At 71.7% G+C, this 24,279-nt stretch carries 25 protein-coding genes; 20 read left to right on the top strand and 5 right to left on the bottom strand.

Annotation, left to right across the window (positions count from 1 at the left end; all coding sequences use genetic code 11):
* Window positions 1-30 precede the first annotated feature (30 nt).
* A complete protein-coding gene (locus ACMTAK_RS04840) occupies window positions 31-2,382 on the top strand; it encodes a transketolase-like TK C-terminal-containing protein (protein WP_413804976.1) in 2,352 nt (783 codons plus the stop codon).
* A gap of 8 nt (window positions 2,383-2,390) precedes the next feature.
* Here ACMTAK_RS04840 and ACMTAK_RS04835 read toward each other — a convergent pair whose 3' ends face one another.
* The gene (locus ACMTAK_RS04835; RefSeq protein ID WP_413812802.1) at window positions 2,391-3,578 is read right to left on the bottom strand and encodes a YbfB/YjiJ family MFS transporter; all 1,188 of its coding nucleotides are present in this window, start codon (window positions 3,576-3,578) and stop codon (window positions 2,391-2,393) included.
* A 487-nt stretch (window positions 3,579-4,065) separates the two neighbouring features.
* Here ACMTAK_RS04835 and ACMTAK_RS04830 point away from each other — a divergent pair, with 487 nt between their 5' ends.
* The 5 genes from ACMTAK_RS04830 (at window position 4,066) to ACMTAK_RS04810 (ending at window position 7,940) form a co-directional block, all read left to right on the top strand.
* Window positions 4,066-4,779, top strand: coding sequence for an SDR family NAD(P)-dependent oxidoreductase (locus ACMTAK_RS04830; protein WP_413804975.1), 714 nt, complete (start codon window positions 4,066-4,068; stop codon window positions 4,777-4,779).
* A 191-nt stretch (window positions 4,780-4,970) separates the two neighbouring features.
* Window positions 4,971-5,348: a mycothiol-dependent nitroreductase Rv2466c family protein gene (locus ACMTAK_RS04825; RefSeq protein ID WP_413812801.1), complete on the top strand. Its 378-nt coding sequence runs from the start codon at window positions 4,971-4,973 to the stop codon at window positions 5,346-5,348.
* Window positions 5,349-5,490: 142 nt separating this feature from the next.
* Entirely contained in the window at window positions 5,491-6,204 is a 714-nt protein-coding gene (locus tag ACMTAK_RS04820) for an SDR family NAD(P)-dependent oxidoreductase (protein ID WP_413804974.1), read from the top strand.
* Window positions 6,205-6,343: 139 nt separating this feature from the next.
* Window positions 6,344-6,961 carry a TetR/AcrR family transcriptional regulator gene (locus tag ACMTAK_RS04815; protein ID WP_413804973.1) on the top strand — a complete coding sequence of 206 codons (618 nt, stop codon included), beginning with the start codon at window positions 6,344-6,346 and terminating at the stop codon, window positions 6,959-6,961.
* A gap of 55 nt (window positions 6,962-7,016) precedes the next feature.
* Window positions 7,017-7,940 carry a LysR family transcriptional regulator gene (locus ACMTAK_RS04810; protein ID WP_413804972.1) on the top strand — a complete coding sequence of 308 codons (924 nt, stop codon included), beginning with the start codon at window positions 7,017-7,019 and terminating at the stop codon, window positions 7,938-7,940.
* 36 nt (window positions 7,941-7,976) lie between these two features.
* Here ACMTAK_RS04810 and ACMTAK_RS04805 read toward each other — a convergent pair whose 3' ends face one another.
* Window positions 7,977-8,927, bottom strand: a complete 951-nt coding sequence (locus tag ACMTAK_RS04805; RefSeq protein WP_413804971.1) for an SDR family NAD(P)-dependent oxidoreductase — start codon at window positions 8,925-8,927, stop codon at window positions 7,977-7,979.
* Window positions 8,928-9,088: 161 nt separating this feature from the next.
* Between ACMTAK_RS04805 and ACMTAK_RS04800 the strand changes: the two genes are divergently transcribed.
* The 4 genes from ACMTAK_RS04800 to ACMTAK_RS04785 all read left to right on the top strand — a co-directional run bounded on the left by ACMTAK_RS04800 (window position 9,089) and on the right by ACMTAK_RS04785 (window position 12,123).
* Window positions 9,089-9,673 carry a TetR/AcrR family transcriptional regulator gene (locus tag ACMTAK_RS04800; RefSeq protein ID WP_413804970.1) on the top strand — a complete coding sequence of 195 codons (585 nt, stop codon included), beginning with the start codon at window positions 9,089-9,091 and terminating at the stop codon, window positions 9,671-9,673.
* Between the two features lie 115 nt (window positions 9,674-9,788).
* Window positions 9,789-10,115 carry a hypothetical protein gene (locus ACMTAK_RS04795; protein WP_413804969.1) on the top strand — a complete coding sequence of 109 codons (327 nt, stop codon included), beginning with the start codon at window positions 9,789-9,791 and terminating at the stop codon, window positions 10,113-10,115.
* Window positions 10,112-10,807, top strand: coding sequence for a response regulator transcription factor (locus ACMTAK_RS04790; RefSeq protein ID WP_413804968.1), 696 nt, complete (start codon window positions 10,112-10,114; stop codon window positions 10,805-10,807). The genes ACMTAK_RS04795 and ACMTAK_RS04790 overlap by 4 nt, the downstream gene beginning before the upstream one ends.
* A 5-nt stretch (window positions 10,808-10,812) precedes the next feature.
* On the top strand, window positions 10,813-12,123 hold the full coding sequence (locus tag ACMTAK_RS04785; RefSeq protein ID WP_413804967.1) for a sensor histidine kinase: 1,311 nt from the start codon (window positions 10,813-10,815) through the stop codon (window positions 12,121-12,123).
* Window positions 12,124-12,146: 23 nt separating this feature from the next.
* Here the strand turns inward: ACMTAK_RS04785 and ACMTAK_RS04780 are convergent, their stop codons facing one another.
* The 3 genes from ACMTAK_RS04780 to ACMTAK_RS04770 are packed head-to-tail and all read right to left on the bottom strand — an operon-like array spanning window position 12,147 to window position 15,209.
* On the bottom strand, window positions 12,147-13,016 hold the full coding sequence (locus tag ACMTAK_RS04780) for a LysR family transcriptional regulator (RefSeq protein WP_209469120.1): 870 nt from the start codon (window positions 13,014-13,016) through the stop codon (window positions 12,147-12,149).
* On the bottom strand, window positions 13,009-14,616 hold the full coding sequence (locus ACMTAK_RS04775) for an MFS transporter (protein ID WP_413804966.1): 1,608 nt from the start codon (window positions 14,614-14,616) through the stop codon (window positions 13,009-13,011). The genes ACMTAK_RS04780 and ACMTAK_RS04775 overlap by 8 nt, the downstream gene beginning before the upstream one ends.
* On the bottom strand, window positions 14,613-15,209 hold the full coding sequence (locus ACMTAK_RS04770; RefSeq protein WP_413812800.1) for a flavodoxin family protein: 597 nt from the start codon (window positions 15,207-15,209) through the stop codon (window positions 14,613-14,615). The genes ACMTAK_RS04775 and ACMTAK_RS04770 overlap by 4 nt, the downstream gene beginning before the upstream one ends.
* A gap of 210 nt (window positions 15,210-15,419) precedes the next feature.
* Here ACMTAK_RS04770 and ACMTAK_RS04765 point away from each other — a divergent pair, with 210 nt between their 5' ends.
* The 10 genes from ACMTAK_RS04765 (at window position 15,420) to ACMTAK_RS04720 (ending at window position 24,258) form a co-directional block, all read left to right on the top strand.
* Window positions 15,420-16,226, top strand: coding sequence for a 2-amino-3,7-dideoxy-D-threo-hept-6-ulosonate synthase (locus ACMTAK_RS04765; protein WP_413804965.1), 807 nt, complete (start codon window positions 15,420-15,422; stop codon window positions 16,224-16,226).
* Window positions 16,223-17,260, top strand: coding sequence for a 3-dehydroquinate synthase II family protein (locus ACMTAK_RS04760; RefSeq protein WP_413804964.1), 1,038 nt, complete (start codon window positions 16,223-16,225; stop codon window positions 17,258-17,260). Before ACMTAK_RS04765 ends, ACMTAK_RS04760 begins: the two co-directional genes overlap by 4 nt.
* Window positions 17,260-18,645, top strand: a complete 1,386-nt coding sequence (locus tag ACMTAK_RS04755) for a class I adenylate-forming enzyme family protein (RefSeq protein WP_413804963.1) — start codon at window positions 17,260-17,262, stop codon at window positions 18,643-18,645. The genes ACMTAK_RS04760 and ACMTAK_RS04755 overlap by 1 nt, the downstream gene beginning before the upstream one ends.
* Window positions 18,646-18,739: 94 nt before the next feature.
* Entirely contained in the window at window positions 18,740-19,018 is a 279-nt protein-coding gene (locus ACMTAK_RS04750; protein ID WP_413804962.1) for a phosphopantetheine-binding protein, read from the top strand.
* Complete coding sequence (locus ACMTAK_RS04745; protein ID WP_191063597.1) at window positions 19,015-19,278, top strand: phosphopantetheine-binding protein; 264 nt, start codon at window positions 19,015-19,017, stop codon at window positions 19,276-19,278. The genes ACMTAK_RS04750 and ACMTAK_RS04745 overlap by 4 nt, the downstream gene beginning before the upstream one ends.
* Window positions 19,268-20,479, top strand: a complete 1,212-nt coding sequence (locus ACMTAK_RS04740) for a beta-ketoacyl-[acyl-carrier-protein] synthase family protein (RefSeq protein WP_413804961.1) — start codon at window positions 19,268-19,270, stop codon at window positions 20,477-20,479. The genes ACMTAK_RS04745 and ACMTAK_RS04740 overlap by 11 nt, the downstream gene beginning before the upstream one ends.
* A complete protein-coding gene (locus ACMTAK_RS04735; RefSeq protein ID WP_413804960.1) occupies window positions 20,476-21,078 on the top strand; it encodes a hypothetical protein in 603 nt (200 codons plus the stop codon). Before ACMTAK_RS04740 ends, ACMTAK_RS04735 begins: the two co-directional genes overlap by 4 nt.
* The gene (locus tag ACMTAK_RS04730) at window positions 21,075-22,781 is read left to right on the top strand and encodes a class I adenylate-forming enzyme family protein (RefSeq protein ID WP_413804959.1); all 1,707 of its coding nucleotides are present in this window, start codon (window positions 21,075-21,077) and stop codon (window positions 22,779-22,781) included. Before ACMTAK_RS04735 ends, ACMTAK_RS04730 begins: the two co-directional genes overlap by 4 nt.
* On the top strand, window positions 22,778-23,341 hold the full coding sequence (locus ACMTAK_RS04725) for a hypothetical protein (RefSeq protein ID WP_413804958.1): 564 nt from the start codon (window positions 22,778-22,780) through the stop codon (window positions 23,339-23,341). The genes ACMTAK_RS04730 and ACMTAK_RS04725 overlap by 4 nt, the downstream gene beginning before the upstream one ends.
* Window positions 23,338-24,258 (top strand): NAD-dependent epimerase/dehydratase family protein, encoded by a 921-nt coding sequence (locus ACMTAK_RS04720; RefSeq protein ID WP_413804957.1) that lies wholly within the window; start codon window positions 23,338-23,340, stop codon window positions 24,256-24,258. The genes ACMTAK_RS04725 and ACMTAK_RS04720 overlap by 4 nt, the downstream gene beginning before the upstream one ends.
* Window positions 24,259-24,279 lie beyond the last annotated feature (21 nt).

Here is a 24,279-nt window from a genome sequence, read left to right as displayed (position 1 = left end):
GCGTGGTGCGGACAGCGGAGGCGGTCGGTGATGGTCCTGGACCCGGAGCTGAGAGCGATCGGCGGCAATGGCTCGGGCCGTGCCCGGGAGGAGGAGCTCGCCGTGCTGGAGGCGGTCGGACAGCGGGTGCTGTGGCTGTCCACCGCGATCATCGACCACGCCAACCGGGTGCGGCCGAACCCCTCGGGGCTGAAGGTCGGCGGTCACCAGGCGTCCAGCGCCTCGATGTCCTCGATCATGACGGCGCTGTGGTTCCACGCGCTTGACCCTGAGGACCGGGTGGCGGTCAAACCGCACGCCTCACCCGTGCTGCACGCCATCAACTACCTGCTGGGCGAGCTGGACGAGTCCTACCTGACCACCCTGCGCGCCTTCGGCGGCCTCCAGAGCTACCCCAGCCGGGCCAAGGACCCCGACCCGGTCGACTACTCCACGGGCTCGGTCGGCATCGGCGCCACCGCCCCCCTGTGGGGCGCCCTCGCCCGGCGCTATGTGGAGGGCCACTTCGGCGGGGCCGGGAGGGGACGGCAGTACTCCCTGCTGGGCGACGCGGAGCTGGACGAGGGCGCCATCTGGGAGGCGATCCAGGACCCGATGGTGCCGGGTCTGGGCGAGGCGGTGTGGGTCGTCGACCTGAACCGGCAGTCCCTGGACCGGGTCGTCCCCGGCATCGCCGCGGACCGGCTGCAGGGCATGTTCGCCGCGGCCGGCTGGCAGGTCATCACCCTCAAGTACGGGCACGCGCTGCGGGAGTTGTTCGCGCGGCCGGGCGGCGAGGCCCTGCACGCCCGTATCGACGCCATGGACAACCCCGAGTACCAGCGTCTGCTGCGCTGCTCCGCCGACGAGTTGCGCGAGCGCCTGCCCGGCACCGGCTCCACCGCCGGGCCGATCGCGGACCTGATCGCCCCCTTGGACGACGCCTCGCTGCTGACGGCGCTGCGCAACCTGGGAGGGCACGACATCGGCGCGCTGATGGACGCGTTCGACAGCGTCGACGACACCCGCCCGACCGTCATCTTCGCGTACACGGTGAAGGGCTACGGGCTGCCCACCGAGGGTCATCCGCAGAACCACTCCTCCCTGCTGACCGCCGACCAGATGAGGACCCTGGCCGACCGCCTGGGAACGGACCCCGACCGGCCGTGGGCGGCCTTCGCCGGTGGATCGCCGGAGGCGGCCCGGTGCGCGGCGGCCGCCAGGCGGCTGCGCCGCCCCGGGCACCCGTCGCGGCAGGCCCCCGCGGTTCCCGCCGACCTCGCCCGCCCGGCACCGACCGGCTCCGGCAGCACCCAGCAGGCCCTCGGACGCGTCCTGCTGGACCTCACCCGGCGGGCGCCGGAGGCGGCCGCCCGTATCGTGACCGTCAGCCCGGACGTCAGCTCCACCACCAACCTCGGCGGCTGGCTCAACAAGGTCGGTGTGTGGTCCCCGACCGAGCGCCCCAACTGGTTCGCCGATGACGCCGAGACGATCCTGCACTGGCGGGAGCGGCCCACGGGCCAGCATGTGGAGCTGGGCATCGCGGAGACCAACCTGGTCGGCCTGCTCGGCGAGCTGGGTGCCACCTGGAGCCGCTGGGGCCAGCCGCTGCTGCCGATCGGCGTCGTCTACGACCCCTTCGTCAACCGGGCCCTGGAGCCGTGGTCGTTCGGCGTCTACGCGGGCGGCCAGTCGATCCTGGTCGGCACGCCGTCCGGGGTCACGCTCGCCCCGGAGGGCGGCGCCCATCAGTCGATCACCACACCCTCGCTGGGCATCGAACAGCCCGGCTGTGTCACCTTTGAGCCCGCGTTCGCGATCGACACCGAATGGTGTCTGCTGGCCGCACTCGGCAACCTCGGCCGGCCGGACGGGAGTTCGGCCTATCTTCGGCTGTCCACCCGGCCCGTCGACCAGTCCGCGGCCGACGTGCCCGGCGACCCGGCAGCCCGTGAGCGCCGCCGACGGCAGGTGACCGCGGGCGCCTACCGGCTGCGCCGGCACGAGAGGCCCGTGGTGACCCTCGCCGCGATGGGCGCCGTGGTCCCGGAGGCCCTGGCCGCCGCCGACCGGCTCGCCGCCCTCGGCCACGGCGCCGACGTGGTCTGCGTGACCAGCCCGGACCTGCTCTTCCGCGCGCTCCAGGCCCGCCGCGGCCTGTCGCGGGACCCGAGCTGGATCCTCGACCAGGTCTTCCCCGCCGACCGGACCACACCACTGGTCACCGTGCTGGACGGCCATCCGCACACGCTGGCCTTCCTGAGCACGATCCAGAACACGCCCGTCACCACCCTCGGTGTGTCGCGGTTCGGCCAGAGCGGTTCGATCGAGGACGTCTACCGCTACCACGGCATCGACACGGACAGCATCGTCACCGCCGCGCTGGACCTCGTCGACTGAAGACGAGGTCAGTCCGCCCGGGCCTCGGCGGTGCCGAGGCCCGTGGACCGCCGGCCGGGCGCGGGCTCCGCGCGGACCGCCGGGTGGCCGGGCGCGGGCATGTGGTGGGGGAACCCGATCCGGAGGAGGGCGGCCGCGACGGCGGACGCCAGCACGACCACGGCCGCGAGGAGCAGGGCCTGGTGGTACCCGTGGCGCAGTAGCGGGGTGGCGACCAGCGGGCCGAGAATCTGGCCCACCGAGTATCCGGCCGTCAGCAGCGCGACCGCGCGGGGGAAGCGCAGATGCGCGCCGGTCGCGAGCGCGAGGGTGCTGACGCCGATGAAGGTGGCGCCGAAGAGCACCGCGGAGATCAGCGCCGCGGCGACGCCACCGATCAGCGCGGGCAGGGCGATGCCGACGGCCTGGACGCCCAGCGCGGCCAGCAGGAGGCTGGGGCGGGACCAGCGCCGGCCCAGCCCCGCCCACAGCGCGGAGGACGGAACGGCCGCGAGGCCCACCAGCACCCAGGCACCGCTGCCGATCCAGCCGGGGGAACTCTGCTCGATCGCGGCCACCAGGAAGGTACCGGCGATGATGTAGCCGACGCCCTCCAGCGTGTACGAGGCGAAGAGCGCGGTGAACCAGCGATGGGTGCGCGGGCCGCTCGCCTGCCGTTCCGCTCCGGACCGGGAAGTGACGGGCACCGACGCGGGCGCGGGTTCCGGCCGCAGGAACCATGCGGGAAGGGCGAGCAGCGCGGTCAGCCCGGCGGAGGCCCACCACGCGGCCTGCCAGTCCGCGATGGTGCGCAGGGCGAGGACGAGCGATCCGGACAGGGCGATACCGGCCCCGACTCCGCCGAAGGCCCACCCGGGCAAGTGGGCGGGATGGTCGCGCAGATGGCTGAGCAACGAGCTGACGGCGATGACGAAGATCACCGCACTGGCCACTCCCGCGCACAGCCGGAGCAGCAGCCATACACCGGTGGCGTGGGTCAGTGGCATCCCTGCCAGTGACACCGCCAGCACCACCAGACAACTCCGCAGCACGGTGGGGGAGCGCGTCAGACGTGACAGGAAGGTTCCGGCGAGTGCGCCGATCAGATAGCCGACATAGTTGGCGGTGGCGAGATTCGCACCCGTCGCCGCGGACAGCCCGGCCTGAGTGTGCATCAGGGGAAGAATCGGCGTGTAGACGAAACGGCCGACACCCATGCCCGCCCCCAGCGCGGCGGCTGCCCGCGCCACATGGGTCCAGGGCGAGTGGCGGACGCTCCGGGAGCCAGTGGTGTGGGGGCGCGGAGCTGCTGCGGTCACGATGTGGTCCTCGACGGTTTCGCGGTACGGAAGCCTGGGGCGTCGCGCTCCCATGGCCTCAGGCTGCGCCCGCCACCAGGGCGAATGCCACGACCGGCTTCCTCCCTCCTGGTAGGCCCGGCCTCTTACGGACACCACGCACGCGCGGGTGCGGACCCTTCTCTCCTCGGCCTCGGTGCCTCGGACGGATCGGCCTGACCAGGGCATCCCTGTGACCGGCTTCCTCCCGTCTGGTAGGCGCCGCCTCCCACCGCAGGTCACAGCCGTGCGGGGGAGGTGGGGCGCGCTGGGCGTTCCTGGCTGTTTGTCGACCGGTCGTCTATGTTCATGGAGGGCCGGTGATCAGCGCCGGTCCGGACACCCCACCCCACTGGAGACAGTCACCATGAGCACTTCCGGTCAGAAGGTCGCCGTCATCACCGGCGCGTCCCAGGGCATCGGCGCGGGCCTGGTCGAGGCGTACCGCAAGCTCGGCCATGCCGTCGTCGCCACCTCGCGCGGGATCGCCCCCTCTTCCGATCCCGAGATCCTGACCGTCCAGGGCGACATCGCCGACCCCGCCACCGCCGAGCGCGTGGCCGGTGCCGCCATCGAGCGCTTCGGCCGCATCGACACCCTGGTCAACAACGCCGGCATCTTCGTCGCCAAGCCCTTCACCGAGTACACGCGGGCGGACTACGACGCGGTCACCGGCGTCAACCTCGGCGGTTTCTTCCGCATCACCCAGCTCGCCACCGAGCAGATGCTCCGCCAAAGCGGCGGACACATCGTCCAGATCACCACCAGCCTGGTCGACCACGCCCACTCCGCGGTCACCTCCGTACTGGCCTCCCTCACCAAGGGCGGACTCCAGTCGGCCACCAAGGCCCTGGCCATCGAATACGCCACCCGCGGCATACGCAGCAACGCCGTGTCCCTCGGCATCATCAGGACGCCGATGCACCCTGCGGAGTACCACGACACACTCGCCGCCCTCCACCCGGTCGGCCGGATGGGCGAGATCGGCGACATCGTCGACGCCGTCCTCTACCTGGAGAACGCCCCGTTCGTCACCGGCGAGATCCTCCACGTCGACGGCGGTCAGAGCGCCGGCCACTGACCCCGGACCGCCTGCCCGGGCGCCGGTACGGGCGCCCGGGCACGCCCTTGCCCTCACACGGAAGCTTCCATGAGCAAGATTTTCCTCATCGCCGGTGTCAGTGGCGGTCTCTGACGCGCCTTCGCCCAGGAGGCGCCGGCCGCCGGGCACCGGGTCGTCGGCACCGTCCGCAAGCCGGACCAGATCCGTGAATTCGAGGCGCTCGGGCCCGGCCGCGCGACCGGGATGGAGCCGGACGTCACAAACGACTCGACATCACCTGGCACGTCATAAGCCCGGCGGTCCTCAACGAGACGCGCCTGGCCGGGTTGCCGGAACACATCCGCGACCTCATGGACCGGGCCTGGGCGCCGGTCCGCACCGTGATCGCGGCGAAGATCGCTTTCGGCGCCGACGCGCTGGAGCCCCTCCACACCGCTCTCGGCACGCGATGCGAGGGCATCACCCTGGGCCGTCGGCCCGCTCTTCGGCTGAGCCCCGCCACCTGGCGTGACACGCCGAGGCGCCGGCACCGGGGGGATCCGGTACCGGCGGCCCGGCGTGCGGGTGCGCCGCTGTCGGGCGCATGATGGAGACAACGGGAGCGACCGCGCCTGGGACCTGAATCCACCGAGCGGCCCTCGGCAAAGTGGGCGCACTCCCACAGCGCACCTGCCCGGCGCCGCGGCCCGGATCGCAACTACCGTCTGAACCGGAGAGAGCGGTGGTCGAATGAACACCGTGCAGAAGGTCGCCATCGTCACCGGGGCTTCCCGGGGAATCGGCGCCGCCCTGGTCTCCGCCTACCGCGAGCTCGGCTACGCGGTTACCGCGACCGCCCGCTCCCTGGACGAGTCGAGTGATCCCGGCGTGCTGGCCGTCAGTGGTGATGTGTCCGAGCCGGGCGTGGGCGCCCGTATCGTCGACGCGACCCTGGCCCGGTTCGGGCGGATCGACACGCTCGTCAACAACGCCGGGGTCTTCGTCTCCAAGCCGTTCACCGACTTCACCGATGAGGACTACGACCTCGTGACCGGGGTCAACCTGCGCGGTTTCTTCGAAACGTCCCGCAGCGCCGTCGCCGCGATGCTCTCCCGGGACGGCGGCGGCCACGTGGTGAACCTTTCCACGAGCCTGGTCGACCACGCCAACTCACAGACGCCCTCAGCGCTCGCCTCGCTGACCAAAGGCGGACTGAACGCGGTCACCAGGGCGCTGGCGATCGAGTACGCGGCCCGTGGCATCCGGGTCAACACCGTCGCACTGGGCGCCATCCGCACCCCCATGCATGCGGCCGAGGCGCAGGAGGCCCTCGCCGCGATGCATCCGCTCGGCAGGATGGGGGAGGTCGACGATGTGGTCAACGCGATCGTCTACCTGGAGAACGCCCCGTTCGTCACCGGCGAGATCGTGCACGTGGACGGCGGCCAGAACGCCGGACACTGAGTCGGACGGTGACGCGGGCGGGGCCGTGCGGCGTGCCCGGCCCCGCACTGCGTGGATCGTCACGGGCCTCAGGGATCAGCGACCCATGAGTAGATGACCGGTCCAGTAAAAGGTAGTCGATCGGTCGTATACTGACAGGATGGGACGGACGAGTGATGCCCGGGAAAAGATCCTCAGCGCTGCGCGGTCGCTCATCGAGCTGCGCGGCTACTCGGCTCTGGGGGTGGCCGAGATCTGTAAGACGGCCGGAGTGCCCAAGGGCAGTTTCTACTACTTCTTCGAGTCCAAGGAGGCCCTCGCGCTGGCCGTGATCGACGAGCACTGGACCGCCCAGCGGCACGACTGGACCCGCATCCTGAACAGCGGCGCGCGGCCGCTGCAACGGCTGCGGAAGCTGTTCGAGGAGACGGAGGCCGCCCAGCGCGCCGGGCAGCGGAGTTGCGGGACCGTTTCGGGTTGCATGTTCGGCAACCTCACCCTGGAGATGAGCAATCAGACCGAAGCCGTCCGCAAGCGGCTCCAGGAGATCTTCGAGATCCAGGTCGAGATGGTCGACTCGGTCATCGCCGATGCCGTCGAGCGTGACGAGGTCACCGTCGCCGACACCCGCGAAGCCGCTCGGTCCGTGGTCGCGCAGCTCGAGGGCCAGGTGTTGTTCGCCAAGCTCTACAACAACGCTTCCCGGCTCGGCGCGGTGTGGCCGAACTGTCTGGCGTTGCTGGGAGCTCGCACACCGCAGGCGCCGGTCGGCGCCTGAGGCGCGGCGGCGGCCGGTGATGGGCTCATGGGTGGCGCCTCCCACCGCGGGTAGCATGGCGATCGTGGAGCTGCGTCAGTTGCGGTATTTCGTCGCTGTGGCCGAGGAGCTGAACTTCGGCCGGGCCGCGGAGCGGCTCCTTGTCGCCGGTCCCTCCCTGTCCCAGCAGATCAAGGCGCTGGAACGGGACCTCGGAGTCCGGCTCTTCGACCGCGACCGCCGTTCGGTGGCCCTCACTCCGGCGGGAGCGGCCCTGCTCCCGCACACCCGGGACCTGCTCGACCGCGCCGACGATCTCCGCAACCGCGCCGCGAGGATCGCGGGCTCGGAACCGGTCCGGCTCGGATACGTGAATTGGCTGCCCTCGGACCTGACCGCCCGCGCCTCGTCCGTGGCGCGCCTGCACATCGACGCATGGGTGGCGCCCTCCCACGCCCAGGCCGCCCGCGTCGCGGACGGCGGCCTCGACCTCGCGGTGTGCTGGATCCGCACGGACGACCTGGAGAAGCGCGGACTCAGTGCCCGGCTGATCGGCGCGGACCGGCTCTACGCCGTCTCGACCGGGCAGGACACCGGCGAGGTCCGCGCCCAGGACACCGTCGTTCTGCTGGACGACGACGCCACCACATGGGTGTCCTGGAACGACTACGCGGAGCGGCTGGCCGCCGACACCGGCGCGCCCGCCGTACGCATCACGGACGGCGGTGTCACCGGCCCCGTGTTCTTCGACCACGTACGCCGCCGCGGGCGGCCCATCCTGAACTCGCCCAAGGGCCAGACCACGTCACTGCCGCCTGATCTGGTGATGCGTCCCGTGGTCGAGCCGAAGGTCTATTGGACCTGGTCACTCGTCTGGCGCCGGGAAGAGCTCCGCCCGGCCGTTCTGAGCACCGTGGACGTTCTGACGGAAGGTGTCGGCGACTTCGGCATCCACGCGCCGGACGCATGGCTCCCTGACGGGGATCCGTACAAGCGGTAGTCCTCGTCCCGTCGGACCCCGTGGGGCGTGCCGTGGTCAGGCGGTGGTCGCGAGCATGTCGCAGGAGATCCGCCACAGGCGGGCCGCGTGGCGGGCGTCCAGCGCGTGGGCGGCCACTCCGCGCCGGACACCGGGTCGATGGGGTCCGGCCTCCTCGCAGTCCTCGAAGTACCGGCCGGTCACGCCCTCGGTCAGCGGGGAGGCGGCGAGCAGTACGGAGGTCGCGGCCCCCTGCTCGATGTTCTTCCAGGACACATCGGTGCTGGTGGGGTCGAAGGAGGCGGGGCTGTGGGAGACGTCCCCGATGTGGCGGCCGAGCCGGGTGCTCGTGATACGGCCGGGGTTGAGGGCGTTGACGGCGATCAGATCTGATGCCCAGCGGCGGCTCGCCTCGACCGCGAACAGCACATTGGCGGTCTTGGACTGGCTGTAGGCCGCCCACGGGTCGTAGGGGTGCCGCTCGAAGTTGATGTCGTCGAAGAGCACATCGCCGTTGACGTGGCCGACCGAGCTGACCGCGGCCACACGTGCGCCACGGGCCGCCGCCAGGGCGCCGTGCAGACCGGTGGCGAGGGCGAAGTGGCCGAGGTGATTGGTGGCGAACTGGATCTCCCAGCCCTCCCTCGTCCGCTGAAGTGGCGAGGCCATCACACCGGCGTTGAGGACCAGGATGTGCAGCGGCCCGCGCCAAGCACCGACGAAGGCGCGCACCGAACTCTGGTCGGCGAGGTCGAGCAGCGCGGCGTGCACCGTTCCCGGGCCGCTCGCCGGGGAGATCTCCCCGGCGGCCCGCCCACCCGCCGCCGGGTCGCGGACGCCGATGGTGACCTCGGCACCGGCGGCGGCCAGCACGCGTGCGGTTTCGCGTCCGATGCCGGAGGCCGCTCCGGTGACGAGGGCGCGCTTGCCGGTGAGGTCGACGCCGTCGAGAACCTCGGCGGCGGTCGTCCTGGCCCCGAAGGGGGTGGTGATGAGGTGGTCGGTCATGACGCGCTCCAGGGAGATGGTGGCATGGGGGGCGAGCGCGCGGCCGGTGGCGCGGTGGCGGCAGGCCGTCGTACGCTCATATCCGGAACCGGTTCCGGATCGCTTCTCGACCGTAAGCGGAACCGGTTCCGGTTGCAAGTGGTGGCGAGAGGGGACCCGGATTGACCGGCACCGAGGGGAACGCGGCGCGGCAGCGCAGGCCGCTGCGCGCCGACGCGCAACGCAACGAGGACCGGCTGCTGGAGACGGCGGCGGCCGTGTTCGCCCGTGAGGGATCGGGGGCCTCGGTCAAGGACATCGCCCGCGAGGCCGGTGTCGGCGTCGGCACGCTCTACCGCCGGTTCCCGTCCAAGGAACTCCTGGTCGAGGCGGTCTACCGGCAGGAAGTGCGGCGCCTGTGCGAGGCGGCGCCGCACCTCGCCGACACTCTGCCACCGGTGGAGGCGCTGCGAACCTGGATGGAGCGCTTCATCGACTTCATGGCCGCCAAGAGCGGGATGGCCGAGGCGCTGAGAGTGGTGCTGACCGACGACAGCGAACGGCTGCAGACCCGGGCTCTGCTGGCCGGGGCGATCGACCACCTGCTGTCGTCCGGGGAGGGCGGGCCGGCGGCGCGGCCGGAGGCCGACGCCCAGGACGTGCTGATGGCCCTCGGCGGGATCAGCCTCATGGCCGCCGGAGAGGACCGGCGCGACCTGGCCACCCGGCTCATCGACCTGCTCCTGCGCGGCGTCGTGAGGAGCTGACACGGTCCGCGCCATCGAGACGACAGAGGTCCTTTGAACACTCGGTGGACCCGCACCGGATGGTCAAAGGAATGGCGCCATCGCGCGACGGTCCCGCGCCAGAGAGACGTTGCGTATGTTTACCCAACGGGTTCTCCGGACCCAGCTCACCTCCAGGATCGGCGTCGCACGCACGCGGCATGACACGGAGGCGCCGGACGCCCAGCCGCTCACCGCGGAACGGATGGCGGAGTTCGCCGCGGAGGCCCCCGTCGATCTGCGGTCCGTCGAGGGTCGTCTCCCTGGTCTGGAAGCTGTTCTCGACAGCATCCTGAGCCGCGTCGGCGCCCGGCCCGTACCCGCGAAGCGGGTACTCCCCGAGAGCCACTTCTGGCGCCTTCACGACCCTGTTCCGCACCCCGGACGTCGTATCGACGCGGATTGGGCCAAGATGAGCGAATGATCTACCCAGCCGATAGAGACCGGTCGACTGCGGATCAGACACGGCTGTTACTGGTCGAGGACGACCGGGAAACCGCAGACATGCTGGTCGAGTTGTTCAGCTCAGAGGGTTACGACGTCGATGTGGCATTCGATGGCCAACGGGGGCTTCATCTCGCTCTGGGGCGACGACATCAGGTGATGGTCATCGACCGGATGCTTCCGGGCATCGAGGGCCTGGACCTGGTAAAACGATTACGAAGGGTCGGTGTCACTACCCGGGTGCTGGTGCTGACCGCGCTGGGCGCACTCGACGAGCGTGTCACCGGCCTCGACTCCGGCGCGGACGACTATCTGGTCAAGCCCTTCGAAGTGGACGAGCTGCTGGCGAGGGTGCGGGCGCTGCACCGGCGCGACCTCGTCGACGCCGAAGTCCTTCCGCTCGGCGACGGAGAGCTGGACCTCCGGCGCCGCGAGGTGCGCCTGGCCGACGGCACGGGCGTCGAACTGTCCTTGCGGGAATTCGGACTGCTCCACGCGCTCGCCGAAGGCCCCCGGATGGTGCACGAACGCGCGCACCTCCGTGAGCGTGTCTTCCCCGACACCTCGGCGGAGTCCATCGTCGACACCTATGTCTACTACCTGCGGCGGAAACTGGGCCGTGATGTCGTCCGCACCGTGCGGGGACGCGGCTACCAGCTGGGGGCCCTGTGAACGCGATGCCGATCCGTTTCCCGCGCCGCACGGCACGGAGCCCCGAGCAGCGCAGGCTCGCCGCCGCCCAGTGGACGATCACCTGGCGGATCTCGCTGGTGATGTCGGTGATCATGCTGATCGTCGGGGGCATCGTCTACACCGTCGTGCTGTTCGCCCAGCGCGCCGACGCGGAGCGGGAAACCCAGTGGGGCATCGACCACAACACCGTCGAGAGCCCGCCGGTCTGTGTGTGGATGACCGTGGAGCGGGACGGAGCGGTCAGCAGCACCCCCGGCACCCCCGCCGGACTGCCCGTGAGATCCAGCCTGGCCGCGGTCCGCGCGGGTGCTCCTCCGGTGCTGGAGCGGGTGGAGCGGGGCGGTGAACAGTACACCGTGCGCACCGCCCGGCGTGGCTCGGAGCTCGTCCAGGCGGCGTACGGGGAACGGTTCCAGCGCGCCGACCGCAACCATCTGCTGCTCGCCTTCGCGGCGGCCGAGGCGTTGGGTCTGCTGCTCGTCGCGGCCGCCAGCGGCATGCTCGCGCGACGGTCGATGGAGCCGCTCTCCGAGGCACTGGACCGGCAGCGGCGGTTCGTCGCGGACGCCAGCCATGAGCTGCGCACCCCGCTGACCCAGCTGCACACCCGCGCCCAACTGCTGGCCCGGCGCTCCGGCTCGGAGACCCCCCAGCAGCTGGCCACCGACCTTCAGCGCCTGGTAACCGGCACCCGGCAGCTCGGTGACGTCATCGACGACCTGCTGCTGTCCGCGCGGCTGTCCCAGTCGCCGGGGTCCCGCGATCCGGTCGACCTGACCGCGCTCGCCGAGGAGGCGGTCTCCGCCGAGGACGCCCGGGCCCAGGAGATGGGGCTGGCCGTGCGGCTGCGGCCAGGGCCGGGGCGGCATGTGGTGGTGGGCACCGCTCCCGCCCTGCGGCGGGTGATCGCCGCGCTGGTCGACAACGCGATGGGGCACACCCCGCCCGGCGGGGAGGTGACGGTGTCCGTGGACACCCCGCTTCCCGGCATCGTGTCGCTGTCCGTACGCGACACCGGAGTGGGGTTCGCGCCGAAGGAGGCCGCGCGCCTCTTCGAGCGGTTCGCCAGGGGTTCCGCCGGCCGCGGCAGACGGTTCGGGCTCGGACTGGCGCTGGCCCGCGAGGTGGTCGAAAGCCATGGGGGGCGGATCACCGCCGAGGGGCGGCCGGGGCACGGTGCGCTGTTCACCGTGGAGCTGCCGGCGGCGCGGGTGGGGGAGACGGTTCCGCGCGAGCGGACGATCGCGTCGTGTCTCTCCGTCGGAGGCAGACGGCCCGACGTACCCAGGGGCTGAGCCGGCCGGGTCCGCGGCCGGGCTCACGAGGCGTACGGCCGGCGCCAGTCGAGCGCTCCGCCGTCGAGATCCTCGGCGAGCCCGGCAAGCGGCGACTCGGCGTCCCACACCAGCCGTGTCCGGCGCCACAGCCGGCCGTTCGCCAGCCGCTTCAACGAGACCCCCGGGCAGTGGTCGCCCGGTGCGAAGAAGGCCCCGATCGCGTTCCCCGCGCTCACGATGGCCGCCGCGGTCGTCTGGTCGGCGCCGAAGTAGCGGAACCGGGGGGTGAACCCCGCACGCTCGCAGGCGATCCTCAGACTCAGGCCGAGACCGTCGGAGCGGTCGCCGGGCGCGACCCAGGTGTCCTCGGCCAGTTCCTCGAGGGTGATCAGCTGCCGGTGGGCCAGCCGGTGGCCGGGGGACAGCCCGATCAGCACCGGCTCGGTGTCGAGGTCGCGGACGGCGAACTCGCGGACCGCGGGCGGCACGACGTCCGGGAACTCGCTGATGACCGCGAGCGCGATCTTCTCGGTGCGCAGCAGCTCCAGCACGGCCTGGGACGACGGCTCCAGATAGGTCAGCTGCTCATGGTGCGGCAGCCGCTCCCGGACGAGCGCGGCGATCAGAGGCACCCAGGGGTTGTCCACTCCGCCCAGCCCGACGGCCCGCGGCGGTTCGGCCGGCTGGGCCAGTGCCCGCGCCGTGGAGAGCAGATCGCCGAACTCGTCGAGCAACTGCCTGGCCCTCCCCAGAACATGGACGCCGAGCTCGGTCGGCACCACGCCGTTCGGGCGGCGGCGGAACAGCGGCCCGCCGAATTCCTGCTCGATGCGTCTGAGCTGTGTGGACAGGCCGGATTGGGCGATCTTCAAGGTGGCGGCCGCATGGCTGATGCTGCCCGATTCAGCCACGGTGAGCACGATTCGAAGATGGCGCAGCCCCATATCCACTTCCTGCCTCCGTCGTTGATGGTCGCGGCCGGAAATATCCGATGACGAGGACGGCACCGGCCAGGGACAGCAGCGCCGTCCACGCGGCGGTGACGTACATGGCGTGCAGATAGGCCCGGTCCGCCGCGGCGAGGAGCTCGGGCCGGTTCAGCGACCTCGCCACCGCACGGGCGGCCTCCGCGGAGTCCAGGGCCCGGCCCCGTGGCCCGGGAGGCAGATCGGTGAGCGCGGGCCGGACGGCCCCGCGATAGGCGGTGGCGAGGACCGAGCCGAGCACCGCGACCCCGAGCGTGCTGCCCACCGGCCGGGCCGCGGCGTTGATCGCCGCGCCGGCGCCGGTGTACCGCGGTGGCAGAGCGGCCATCATCTCCGCCGTCATCGGCGCGACCACCAGCCCGATCCCGACGCCCTGCGCGAACAGCGTCCCGGCGATCCAGGCCACCGGGGTCTCCGCGTCGAAGAGCAGATAGCCGCCGAAGGTGGCGCTCGACAGGAGTATCCCGGCGACCGCGCACCAACGGACGGTCAACAGCCGGGACAGCGCGGGGGAGACCTGGTTGCCGAGGACGATGCCGCCCGCGGCGGCCGACATCACGGCCCCCGCGGCCAGCGTCGACAGTCCGTGCACCCCCTGCAGATAGAAGGCGCAGTAGAAGAGCTGCCCCGCCAGGCCGAAGAAGAGCAGCAACAGGGTCACGCTGCCGCCCGCGAAGCGCGCCTCGGTGAACAGGCGCACATCGAAGCCCGGTACCGCCCGGCGGCTCTGCGACACCACGAACGCCGCCAGCAGGACGAGGCCGAGCGCCATGGGCAGCAGTGCGGCCGGGCTCGTCCAGCCGGACGGGCGGCCACCCTGGATGACGCCGTACACCACGAGGCCCAGCCCCAGTACGGAGAGCGCCAGGCCCAGGGGGTCGAGCACCCTGCGCTCGGCGTAGCGCAGCTCGGGCACCAGGAGAGCCGCGCCGGCCAGGCACACCGCCACCACCGGAAGGTTGACCAGGAACACCGAGCCCCACCAGAACCGGGTGAGCAGCGCACCGCCCACCACCGGTCCGAGCGCGACGGCGGCGCCGCCCGCGGAAGCCCAGACCGCGATCGCCCGGGTCCGGTCGGCCGGCGCGGTACCTCGGGTGACGATCGCCAGCGTCGCCGGTGTGATCAGCGCCCCGCCCGCGCCCATGAAACCGCGGGTGACGATCAGCTCCGTGGCCCCGTCCGAGAACGCGGCCAGCGAGGAGGCACAGGCCAGCAGCATCAGCCCGGCGACCAGGGTGCGGCGCGGCCCGTAGCGGTCGGCGAGAGCGCCACCGGCGAAGCTGCCCGCGGCGAAGACCAGCGAGTACGAGGCGTTGGCCCACGCCAGGTCCGCCGCGCTCGCGCCGAGCCCGTGGACCGGATCGGCGAGGGTTTCCATCGCCACGTTGAGGACCGTGTTGTCCAGCAGGACCAGCGTCTGTGCCAGGACCGCCACGGCCACGGTCCACCACTGCCGGGCGGGGGCCGCCACGGCACGGTCCTCGTCCCCGGCCGCGGCCGACGCGGCGGGCCGGTGGCTCACGACTCCAGCGCTCGTCGACCCGCGACCACGGTCCGGGTGAGCTCCGCGACCCGGTGCCCGAGATGTTCCGCGGTGGCGAGATCGGACTTGTGCACCGTCCCCGTTCTGTCGTCCACGGGGGACTGTGCGGCGGCGCCCTGGTAGAAACCGAGCCGGTTCAGGTCGAACTCGCTGCCGGAGGAGGAGTTCCAGCCGGGGGCCAGCCCGAGGCTGACCCAGAGCATGCCATGCTGCGCGGCGAGGGTGGCGAAATAACCCAGGGTGCCGGCCTTGTCCCCGGCCATCGAGCCGGAGTTGGTGAATCCGGCAGCCAGTTTGTCCTGCCAGCGGCGGGTGAGCCAGCGCCTGGCGCTCGCCTCCGCGAAGGTGTGGAAGGCCGATGAGGCCGTGCCCATATAGGTCGGGGCCCCGAAGATGATCGCGTCGGCGTCGTCGAGCCGATGCCATTCCTGATCGGTGATCCGGTCGACCTGGACAGAGGTGACCTCGGTGTGCGGAACCCGGCTGGCGCCGGCTCGTACGGCCTCACCCAGCCTGGCGGTGTGACCACGTCCGCCGTGACAGGCGATCGAGATGCGAACCGGGTCGGTCAAGGCGGTCAAACCAGCCTCCTGGAAAACGCGGTTTCGGCTCCGGCGGAATAGGCGTCGGACAGCCTGTCAGAGCATTCTCAGAAATTCCTCAGAGCCGCATAACCGCAGAGTTATGGAGATTCGATATCCGCTCGCTATCGCATAGCCGTGCCATTCTGTCTCCGCAATCCTCTGCGTGGTTCGCCCCCTTGGGAGAGGTGTGCCTGGCACATGACCGATATTGGTAAATCATTCCGGATGCGGAGGCTCTCGGTCGCGGGGGACGGAAGATATCTTTTCGTCCCGCTCGACCACAGTGTGTCCGATGGCCCGGTGGTGTCCCAGGCCCGCTGGAACGGGCTGCTCAGGGCACTGGTGGACGGCGGCGCGGACGCGGTCGTCGTCCACAAGGGCCGGGCGCGGGCGATCGCACCGGACATCCTGCGCCACTGCGCCCTGGTGGTCCACTTGAGCGCGGGAACAGTGCACGCCGCCGACACCGACGCCAAGGTGCTCGTCGGCGACGTGGAAGAGGCCGTACGGCTGGGCGCGGACGCGGTGAGCGTGCATGTGAACCTCGGCTCGGACACCGAGCACCGGCAACTCAAGGATCTCGGGACCGTCGCGGCCTCGTGCGACCTCTGGAACATGCCGCTGCTCGTGATGATCTACCCGAGGGGGCCGCGGATCGCCGATCCGCACGACCCGGCGCTGCTCGCCCATGCCGTCAACATCGCCGCGGATCTCGGTGCCGACCTCGTGAAGACCTCGATCGCCCTGCCGATGGAGCGGATGGCCGAGGTGGTGAACAGCTGTCCGCTGCCGATCCTCGCCGCGGGCGGCCCGCCCGACGGCTCGGACCTGGTCAGCCACGGGACCTCGTTGATGCTCGCGGGCTGCCGCGGCCTCGCGGTGGGCCGCCGGATCTTCTCCTCGCCCTCACCCTCCTCGCTGGTGGCACGGCTCGCCGCCGTTGTGCACGCCGCCGAAGCCGGAACGACCCCCCACCCCTCGACGATCGCGACAGGAGCCGCATGAAGTTCGCATGGATCGACCTCCGCACCGTTCCGCAGGCCCGGCTCGAGTCCGTCGTGGACGCCGCCATCCACACCCGGATGCAGGGTGTGCTCTGCGATGACGAATCCGTCCTCAAGGCGCTGCCCCCCACCGTCACCGCCGTCACCACCGCGGCGGTGACCGAGGAGAAGCAGCTGTACGGCCTCGACGCCGACGCGGCCTGGGTCGAGGTGCACGACGAACCGTCGCTGCGGCTGGCGTGCGCCGCCGCGGTCGCGCTGCCCCACACCGTGGTCCGCTTCGCCGACCCGACCAAGATCCCCCTGGAAATCGTGCTGGCCGCGGCGGACCGCTCCGCCGGAAAGCTGATCACCGTCTGCGCGGACCTGGACGAGGCCGCCACCGTGCTGGATGTCCTCGAACGCGGCTCGGACGGAGTCCTGTTGGCGCCCTCCGACGCCGGCGAGGTGTTTGCGCTGGCCCGGCTGCTGGAGGCCGGAACCTCTCCGCTGGAGCTGACCACGCTGACCGTCGACCGCATCGAGCACCACGGGCTCGGCGACCGGGTGTGCGTGGACACCTGCACCCACTTCGCCGAGGACGAGGGCATCCTGGTCGGCTCGTACTCGACCGGCTTCATCCTGTGCTGCAGCGAGACCCATCCGCTGCCGTACATGCCGACCCGTCCGTTCCGGGTCAACGCCGGCGCCCTGCACTCCTATGTGCTCGGCCCGGAGAACCGGACCAACTACCTGAGCGAGCTGGGCTCGGGCAGCACGACCCTGGCCGTCAACTCCGAGGGCCGGACCCGGCCGGTCACGGTCGGCCGGGCCAAGCTGGAGTCCCGTCCGCTGCTGACCATCACCGCGCGGGCCGCCGACGACACCGTGGTGAGCCTGACCGTCCAGGACGACTGGCATGTGCGGGTGCTCGGGCCCGGCGGCAAGGTCCACAACGTCACCGAGCTGCGGCGCGGCGACGAGCTGCTCGGCTATCTGGCCACGGACCAGCGCCATGTGGGCTTCCCCATCGGCGAGTTCTGCAAGGAACACTGATGAGCGCACCGATGCGGGAGCTCCTCGACACGCTGTTCGACGCCCATCCCGACGAGCTGCCCTACCTCGTCCACGGCGACCACCCGGTGAGCCGTGGCGAGGTCCGGGCCGCCGTGGACATGGAGGCGGCGGTCTTCGCCGGGCACGGCATCGGCGAGGGGCATACGGTGATGCTCCAGAGCCCGCCGAGCTGCACCCAGATAGAGGTGCTGCTCGCGCTGTGGCGGCTGGGCGCCCAGGTGATGCTGGTCGACCACCGGCTCAAACCGTCCGAAGTGGACGCCCTGCGCTCGCTGTGCCACCCGCAGTTCCTGGTCGGCGCGGGTACGGCGGGCCGCTCACCGCTCAAGTTCGAGCCCAGGTACGAGGTGGTCACCTCCCGGTACCCGGACGGCCGCCCGGCGACGACCGAGCACCGGCTGGTGCAGTTCAGCTCGGGTTCCACCGGGCTCCCCAAGGTGATCGGACGGACCGCGGCCTCCCTGTCGGCCGAGATCGAGCGGTTCACCCGGATCGAGGGGATGCCGGTCCTGGGCGAGCGGATGCTGCTGCTGAGCTCGACCGCGCACAGTTTCGGTCTGATCGCCGGGGTGCTGCACTCCCTCGCCGCGGGCGTCTCCGCGGTCTTCGCGCGACGGGTGTCGGCCAAGGACATCCTCGCCGCCGCCGGGGGCCACGACGTCCACGTGATCTTCGGTACCCCGTTCCACTACGAACTGCTGAGCACCGCCCGGGACCTGCCCGCCCTGCCCGCCCTGCGCGCCGCGGTCTCCGGTGGCGAGATCATGCCGCCACAGACCGCCGCGCGGTTCGCCGAACGGTTCGGCACCGGGGTCGGCGAGTCGTACGGAACCACCGAGACGGGCGTCATCGCGATGGAGGTGAGCGGCGCCTCGCGGCCCTCGGTCGGCCGGGCGGCGCCGGGTGTGCGCTTGCGGATCCGCGAGGGCGAGCTGGACGTCTGGCTGCCGGACGGCTCACCGTATCTGCACGCCTCCGGCGGCGACCGGTTCGCCGACGGCTGGCTGCGCACCCACGACCGGGCCGAGCTCGATCCCTCAGGCGCCGTGCGGCTGCTGGGCCGTGGCGACTCCCTGGTGGTCATCGGCGGCCTCAAGGTCGACCTGACCGAGGTGGAGGCCGTACTGCGCCGGCACCCCGGGGTCAGCGGGGCCGTGGTCGTGCACGCCGGTGCCACCGAAGCCTATGTCTCGGTCGCGGCGGACGGCCCCTCGGCGGGGGAGTTGCTGCGCTGGTGCCGGGACCGGCTGGCCGACTACAAGGTGCCCCGCGTCGTCCACGTCCTGGCGGATCTGCCCCGCACCTCCAACGGCAAGCTGGTCAGGCGCCGCGATGCCCTGCTCGCCCGCGCTCCCGACCACTGACCCGGCTGATCGCCCCTTGCCGGCCACCCCTGGCCGACCACCCCTTGCCGACCACCCCGCATCGACCCCCTGTGGCACAGAAAGGTTGCGCACCATGGAGACGCAGACGGCCTTGCAGAAGGAGATCCGCGATTTCGTGCTCAGCACGATCAGTGAGGAGATGAACCATCCGCTCGTCGCGGACGAGATCAGCGATGACAGCCCCATGGGCACCGGTGGCATCGACATCGACTCACTGGGCCTGATCGAGCTGCTCCTGCGCCTGGAGCGCCGGTTCGATGTGAAGTTCCCCGACAGCGACATCGAGCAGGCCGGTGCGATGAACCTGGGCGACCTGATCAGCGATGTCGTGGAGCGGGGCGCCACGGCATGACCGCGGAATCCGAAGCCCGGCCGAGGATCACCACCGACGCCGTCCGGGAACTGCTGTCCGACCCCAAGATCTTCGCCGATCTGCCACCCGGCCTGGACGACGACGCCGAACTCGCCCTGGACTCGCTGGGGCTGGTGTGGTTCCTGCACCAACTGGAGCTGCGCTACGGCCTGGAGATCGAGCCGGCCGACGCCTTCCTCGCCGAATTCACCTCGATACGCCGGATCACCGACTACCTGGTGGGCGTCCATGGGCCGTGAGGTGCTGCTGACCGGATTCGGGGTGCGCACGGCCTTCGGCACCGGGGCGGACGCCGTGCGGGAGGGCGTGTTCGACGGGCGGCCCGCCTTCGCGCCGATCACCCGCTTCGACACCGGCCCGTACCGGACGAGCGTGGCCGCCACCGGCGGCCAGGCAGCCCCGATGCGGGAGGTGCTGGCCGAAGTCGCCGGGGCGGCGGTCGCCATGGCCGGGCTGCCGACGGGTGCCGAGGCCGCCGTCCTGGTGGGGACCGCGGGCGACTTCACCGGCCTGACCCGCTTCTGGCGCGCCGCGGACGCTCCCGGGGCACCTGGCGCTCCCGGGGCTTCCGGCTCTTCCGGGTCACCCGATTCTCCCGGTTCTCCCGGCGCGGTGGACTCCGGCGGCGCCGCGGAGACCGTGCCCGCGTGGCAGGCCGAGGCCCTCGCGGACACCCTCGGCCTGCGCGGCCCCCGGCTGGCGTTCACCAGCGCGTGCGTCGCCTCGGCCACCGCGATCACACACGCCTGCCGGCTCATCGCCTCCGGCCGGGCCGACACCGCGATCTGCGCCGGGGCGTATCTGGTGGAGGAGGAGAACCTGGCCAAGTTCGACTCGGGATTCGCCCTTTCCCGGGACGGGATGGTGCGTCCGTTCTGCGCCGACCGCAGCGGTCTGCTGCTCGGGGACGGAGCCGCCGCCGTCGTGCTCGAGTCCGCAGAGAGCGCCCGGCGCCGGGGAGCGCGCGCGCTCGGCGCGCTGACCGGCTGGGGCGCCGCCGGCGACGCCCACCACGTCGCCCGGCCCCATCCGGACGGTGCCGGGCTGGTCATGGCCGCCGGCCGGGCCCTGCGGCGTGCGGGCGGCCCGCGGATCGACTATGTGAACGCGCATGGTACCGCCACCCGGTACAACGACCCCGCCGAGACTCGGGGCTTGCGCACGCTCTTCGGCGCGGCGGCCGCCCGGACGCCGGTGAGCTCGACGAAGAGCACCACGGGACATCTGCTGGAGGCGTCCGGAGTCGTGGAACTCGTGATCACCCTGCTCGCGCTGCGGGACGGGGTGCTGCCGCCCACGGCCGGGTTCACCGAACCGGATCCGCACTGCGATCTCGACTATGTGCCCAACCGGCCCCACAAGGCCGAGCTCCGGCGTGCCCTCACCATCAACGCCGCGTTCGGCGGCGCCAACACCGCGCTGGTACTGGAGCGAGCATGATCGCCGCGATGTCCGGCCCCTCCGCGCCGCCGGTCGCCGGTTTCGTGGAGTCCGCCTTCAACCCGATGGTGTACCAGGCCGTCGAGCGATGCCTGACCGCCCGGCCGGGCGACGGCTCCAGGACCGCCATGGCCCTGGCCAGCACGATGGGGGACGCCGCCACCCTCGACCTCGGCAGCCGTCTGCTCGTGGCCGGGCAGGTGCACAATCCGCTGCTGTTCATGCAGTCCACCGCCAACGCGGTCCTGGGGCAGCTCAGCCGCGAGTTCGCCATCACCGGGCCGCTGCTCTGCCTGTCCACCGTGGCGGACCCGGCCGATGAGCTGCTGGCCGCCGCGGAACTGCTGCTGGAGGACGAGGAGCTGGACCGCGTCGTGCTGATCGGGGTCGAGCTGACCGGCTCCGAGCGCACCACGGCGGCGTACCGCGAGCTTCATACCGGCCCACCCGCCGCGGACCTGGCGGTGGCCATCGTGCTGGACCGGGACGATCCGCTCCCGCGCCCGCCGTCCGACATCCCGCCCGCCCCCTCGGGGGAGTACGGCACCCTTCGCGGCCTGGTCGAGCTGGCCGCCCTCATCCAAGGAGCCACGCCATGATCACCAAGCAGGAACGCGCGCGGATCAGCGAGGACGCCGCCCTGGGGGCCGGGAATGTGATCCACCGGCTGAAGGCGTACGGCAGATCGCTCGACGAGCAGGTCCTGTGGACCGACGCCACCTGGCAGGCCCCGGACGGCGGCCACCCCGAGGTACTGACCCTGGGCGAGCTGCACGAGGCCGTGGAGATCTACGCGAGCTGGTACCACGCCCAGGGCGTCGGGCCCCGCGACCCGGTGGCGATCCAGACCTGGTCCAGCACCGAGTTCGCCGTCAACTTCCTCGCCCTCACCTCCCTCGGCGCGATCCCCTCCTTCGTCAACGGCAACCTCCGCCCGGAGATCGCCCGCGAGTACGTACGGCGCCAGGGCGCGGTCGGCGCCATCACCGACCAGGCCCACCACGCGGTCCTGGCCCGCGACCGGGGCGGACTGGGCCTCGGTTTCTGCGTCACGGCGGCCGACATCCGCGCGGAGCACCGCGAGCCCCTCCCCGCGGCCTACCCGTACGCCCACCACGCCACCGACCCGATCATCATCTCCCACTCCTCGGGCACCACCGGTATGCCCAAGGCCGTACCGCACACCCACGAAACCCTGCTGTACGCGCAGTTGCACCGGCTGAAGCTGTCGGTCGGCTCCGCCATGGGCAGACTGCTGGTCGCGCTGCCCGGCTCGCACAACGCCGCCGTCTCGGTCATGCTGTTCGGCTTCCTGCTGCGCTCGCCCGTCCGCATGCTGTCCAGCCAGCGCGGGGTCGACGTCCTGGACGCCATGGAGTCGTTCCGCCCCACCACGGTGTTCGCGTTCGCCGGAACCTACGCGGAGATGGCGGCCCAGGATCTCTCCGTGCGCGATCTGTCCAGCGTGGAGGCGTGGTACAACACCGGGGACGCGGCGCACGAGACCCACATCAGGGCGCTGATCGAGCAGGGCAGCCATGAGACGGTCGGCCAGGACCTGAAGCGCCGCCGGGTCTCCGGATCCGTCTTCACCGACGGACTCGGCTCCTCCGAGACCGGCTACTCGCTCTTCCACAACGGCCACCGGCCCGGCAAGTCGTCGTTCTCCCGCTGCGTCGGCAAGCCGATGAGCTTCGCCGAGGCGGCGGTGCTCTCCGAGGACGGCACACCACTGCCGCCCGGCGAAATCGGCCGCCTCGGTGTGCGCTCACCCACGCTCACCCCCGGATACTGGAACGACTCGCTGACCTTCCACCGGCTGCGGCTCGGTGGCTACTGGCTCACCGGCGATCTGTCCTATCGGGACGAGGAAGGAAACTTCTACCACCTGGACCGCGCGCCGGACGCGATCCGCACCCCCGCGGGCATCGTGTTCAGCACCCGCACCGAGGAGTTGCTGCTGCGCGAGCTGCCCGAGCTCGAGGACTGCACGGTGGTGGCGGTCGCGCCCGAGGGCGTACGCGCGGACTGGGACGGCGACGGGACCGCCGACGCCTACGCCCTGCTTCAGGTGCGCGCGGGGGCGGGGAACGTGGGGGACCCGGACAGGGACGACGCCCGATGGACGGCCGACGTCAACCGGGTGCTGGCCGCCGAAGGCTTCCCGCAACTGACCGGAGCGCTCCGGATGGACGCGAGCGAAGTGGTGAAGGGCGCCACCGGCAAGGTGCTCAAGCGGGAGATGCGCGAGCGGTTCCGGGCCCGGGTGGCCGACGGCGAGCTGGACGGGAAGGTGCGATGACCGCGCTCGACCATACGAGCCCCGGCACGAGCCCCGGCACGAGTCCCGGTACGGGCCCCGACACGGGCCCCCGTTTGAGGACCATGGACGTGTACCGGCAGTGGTGGCTGCACGACGCGCGCTGGTACCAGGGCGTGGCGAAGAGGTTCGGACACGACGTGGCGAATGAGATCAACGCCGAGGCGCTGCGGTATGTGGCCGTCCAGGTGGGCAAGCGGATCCGCCGCCAGTTCGGCGGGAAACCGGCCGCCGACCTCGAGGAACTCCGCCGCCGGTACGACGCCTGCTCCGAGTGGATGTTCCCGAACGAACTGCGCGACGGCGGCACCGCGGTGCTCCCGGACGGCGACATCGAGCTGACCATGCGGCAGAACTTCGCCGTGACCATGGTCCGGATGGCCGGTTCGCTCGACGGCTACGAGTGCCCGTGCACCGACATCCACGCCGGCTGGTCGGAGGGGCTCGGGGTCGAACTCACCCGTAACTGCGCCACGGCGTGTCTGCGGGACGGCGATCCCGCGTGCCGCCTGCTGATGCGGGCTCAGGGAGGCCCGGTATGACGGCGCGGGTCCTTGTCGCCGGGGCCACAGGGGTGATCGGCCGAACCCTGGTCCCGCTGCTGAGCGCCCGCGGCCACCATGTGACCGCGCTGGTGCGGGAGCCGTCCGGGGCGGCCGGGCCGGGCGTGGACGGCGTCGTGGTGGCCGACGCGCTGGACGCCGAGGCGGTGGACGCGGCGGTGCGCTCGGCCCGGCCCGAGGTGGTGGTGCATCAGCTCACCGCGTTGCGCGGGCCCACGGCGGAGGGCCTGGAGCACACCGCCCGGCTGCGCACCGAAGGCACCGCACATCTGATCGCGGCGGCCGAGGCGGCCGGAGCGCGACGGATGGTGGCCCAGAGCATCGCGTTCGCCACGGCCCCCCGCGGCGGGCCGGTGCTCACCGAGGACGCACCGCTCCATGTCGACGCACCGGATCCGGGCTGGGCGCTCACCGTCCGCGCGATCACCGAACTGGAGCGCCGGGTACTGGGCGCCGCGAACCTCTCCGGCATCGTGCTGCGCTACGGGACCCTGTACGGGCCGGGCACCCTCTACCACCACGGCGGTGCGATCCGCGGTGCGGTGGCGCGCGGCAGGCTGCCACTGCCCGAGCCCGCCACCGGCGTCACCTCGTTCCTCCATGTCGAGGACGCCGCACGGGCCGCGGTCCGTGCCGTCGAGGCGGATACCGACGGTGTGTTCAACGTGGCCGATGACGACCCGGCGGAGGCCGCGGTCTGGCTGCCCGAGTACGCCCGGCTGCTCGGAGCGCCCCCGCCCCGTACGGTGCCGGCGTCACTGGCCGAGCGGATGCTGGGCTGGCTCACCGCCCACCAGCTGACCGCCATGCGCGGTGCGTCCAACGACCGCGTACGGCAGGCGCTCGACTGGAAGCCCTCGATACCCAGCTGGCGGACCCGCCTGGCCGCCGACTGACCGGACGCGGCCGGGCCCACC

Origin of the sequence: Streptomyces lacaronensis (assembly GCF_047337785.1) — a bacterium.
Lineage (GTDB): Bacteria > Actinomycetota > Actinomycetes > Streptomycetales > Streptomycetaceae > Streptomyces > Streptomyces lycopersici.
The sequence above is the reverse complement of the archived record's forward strand: the minus strand, read 5'-3'. Positions and strand labels throughout refer to the sequence as shown.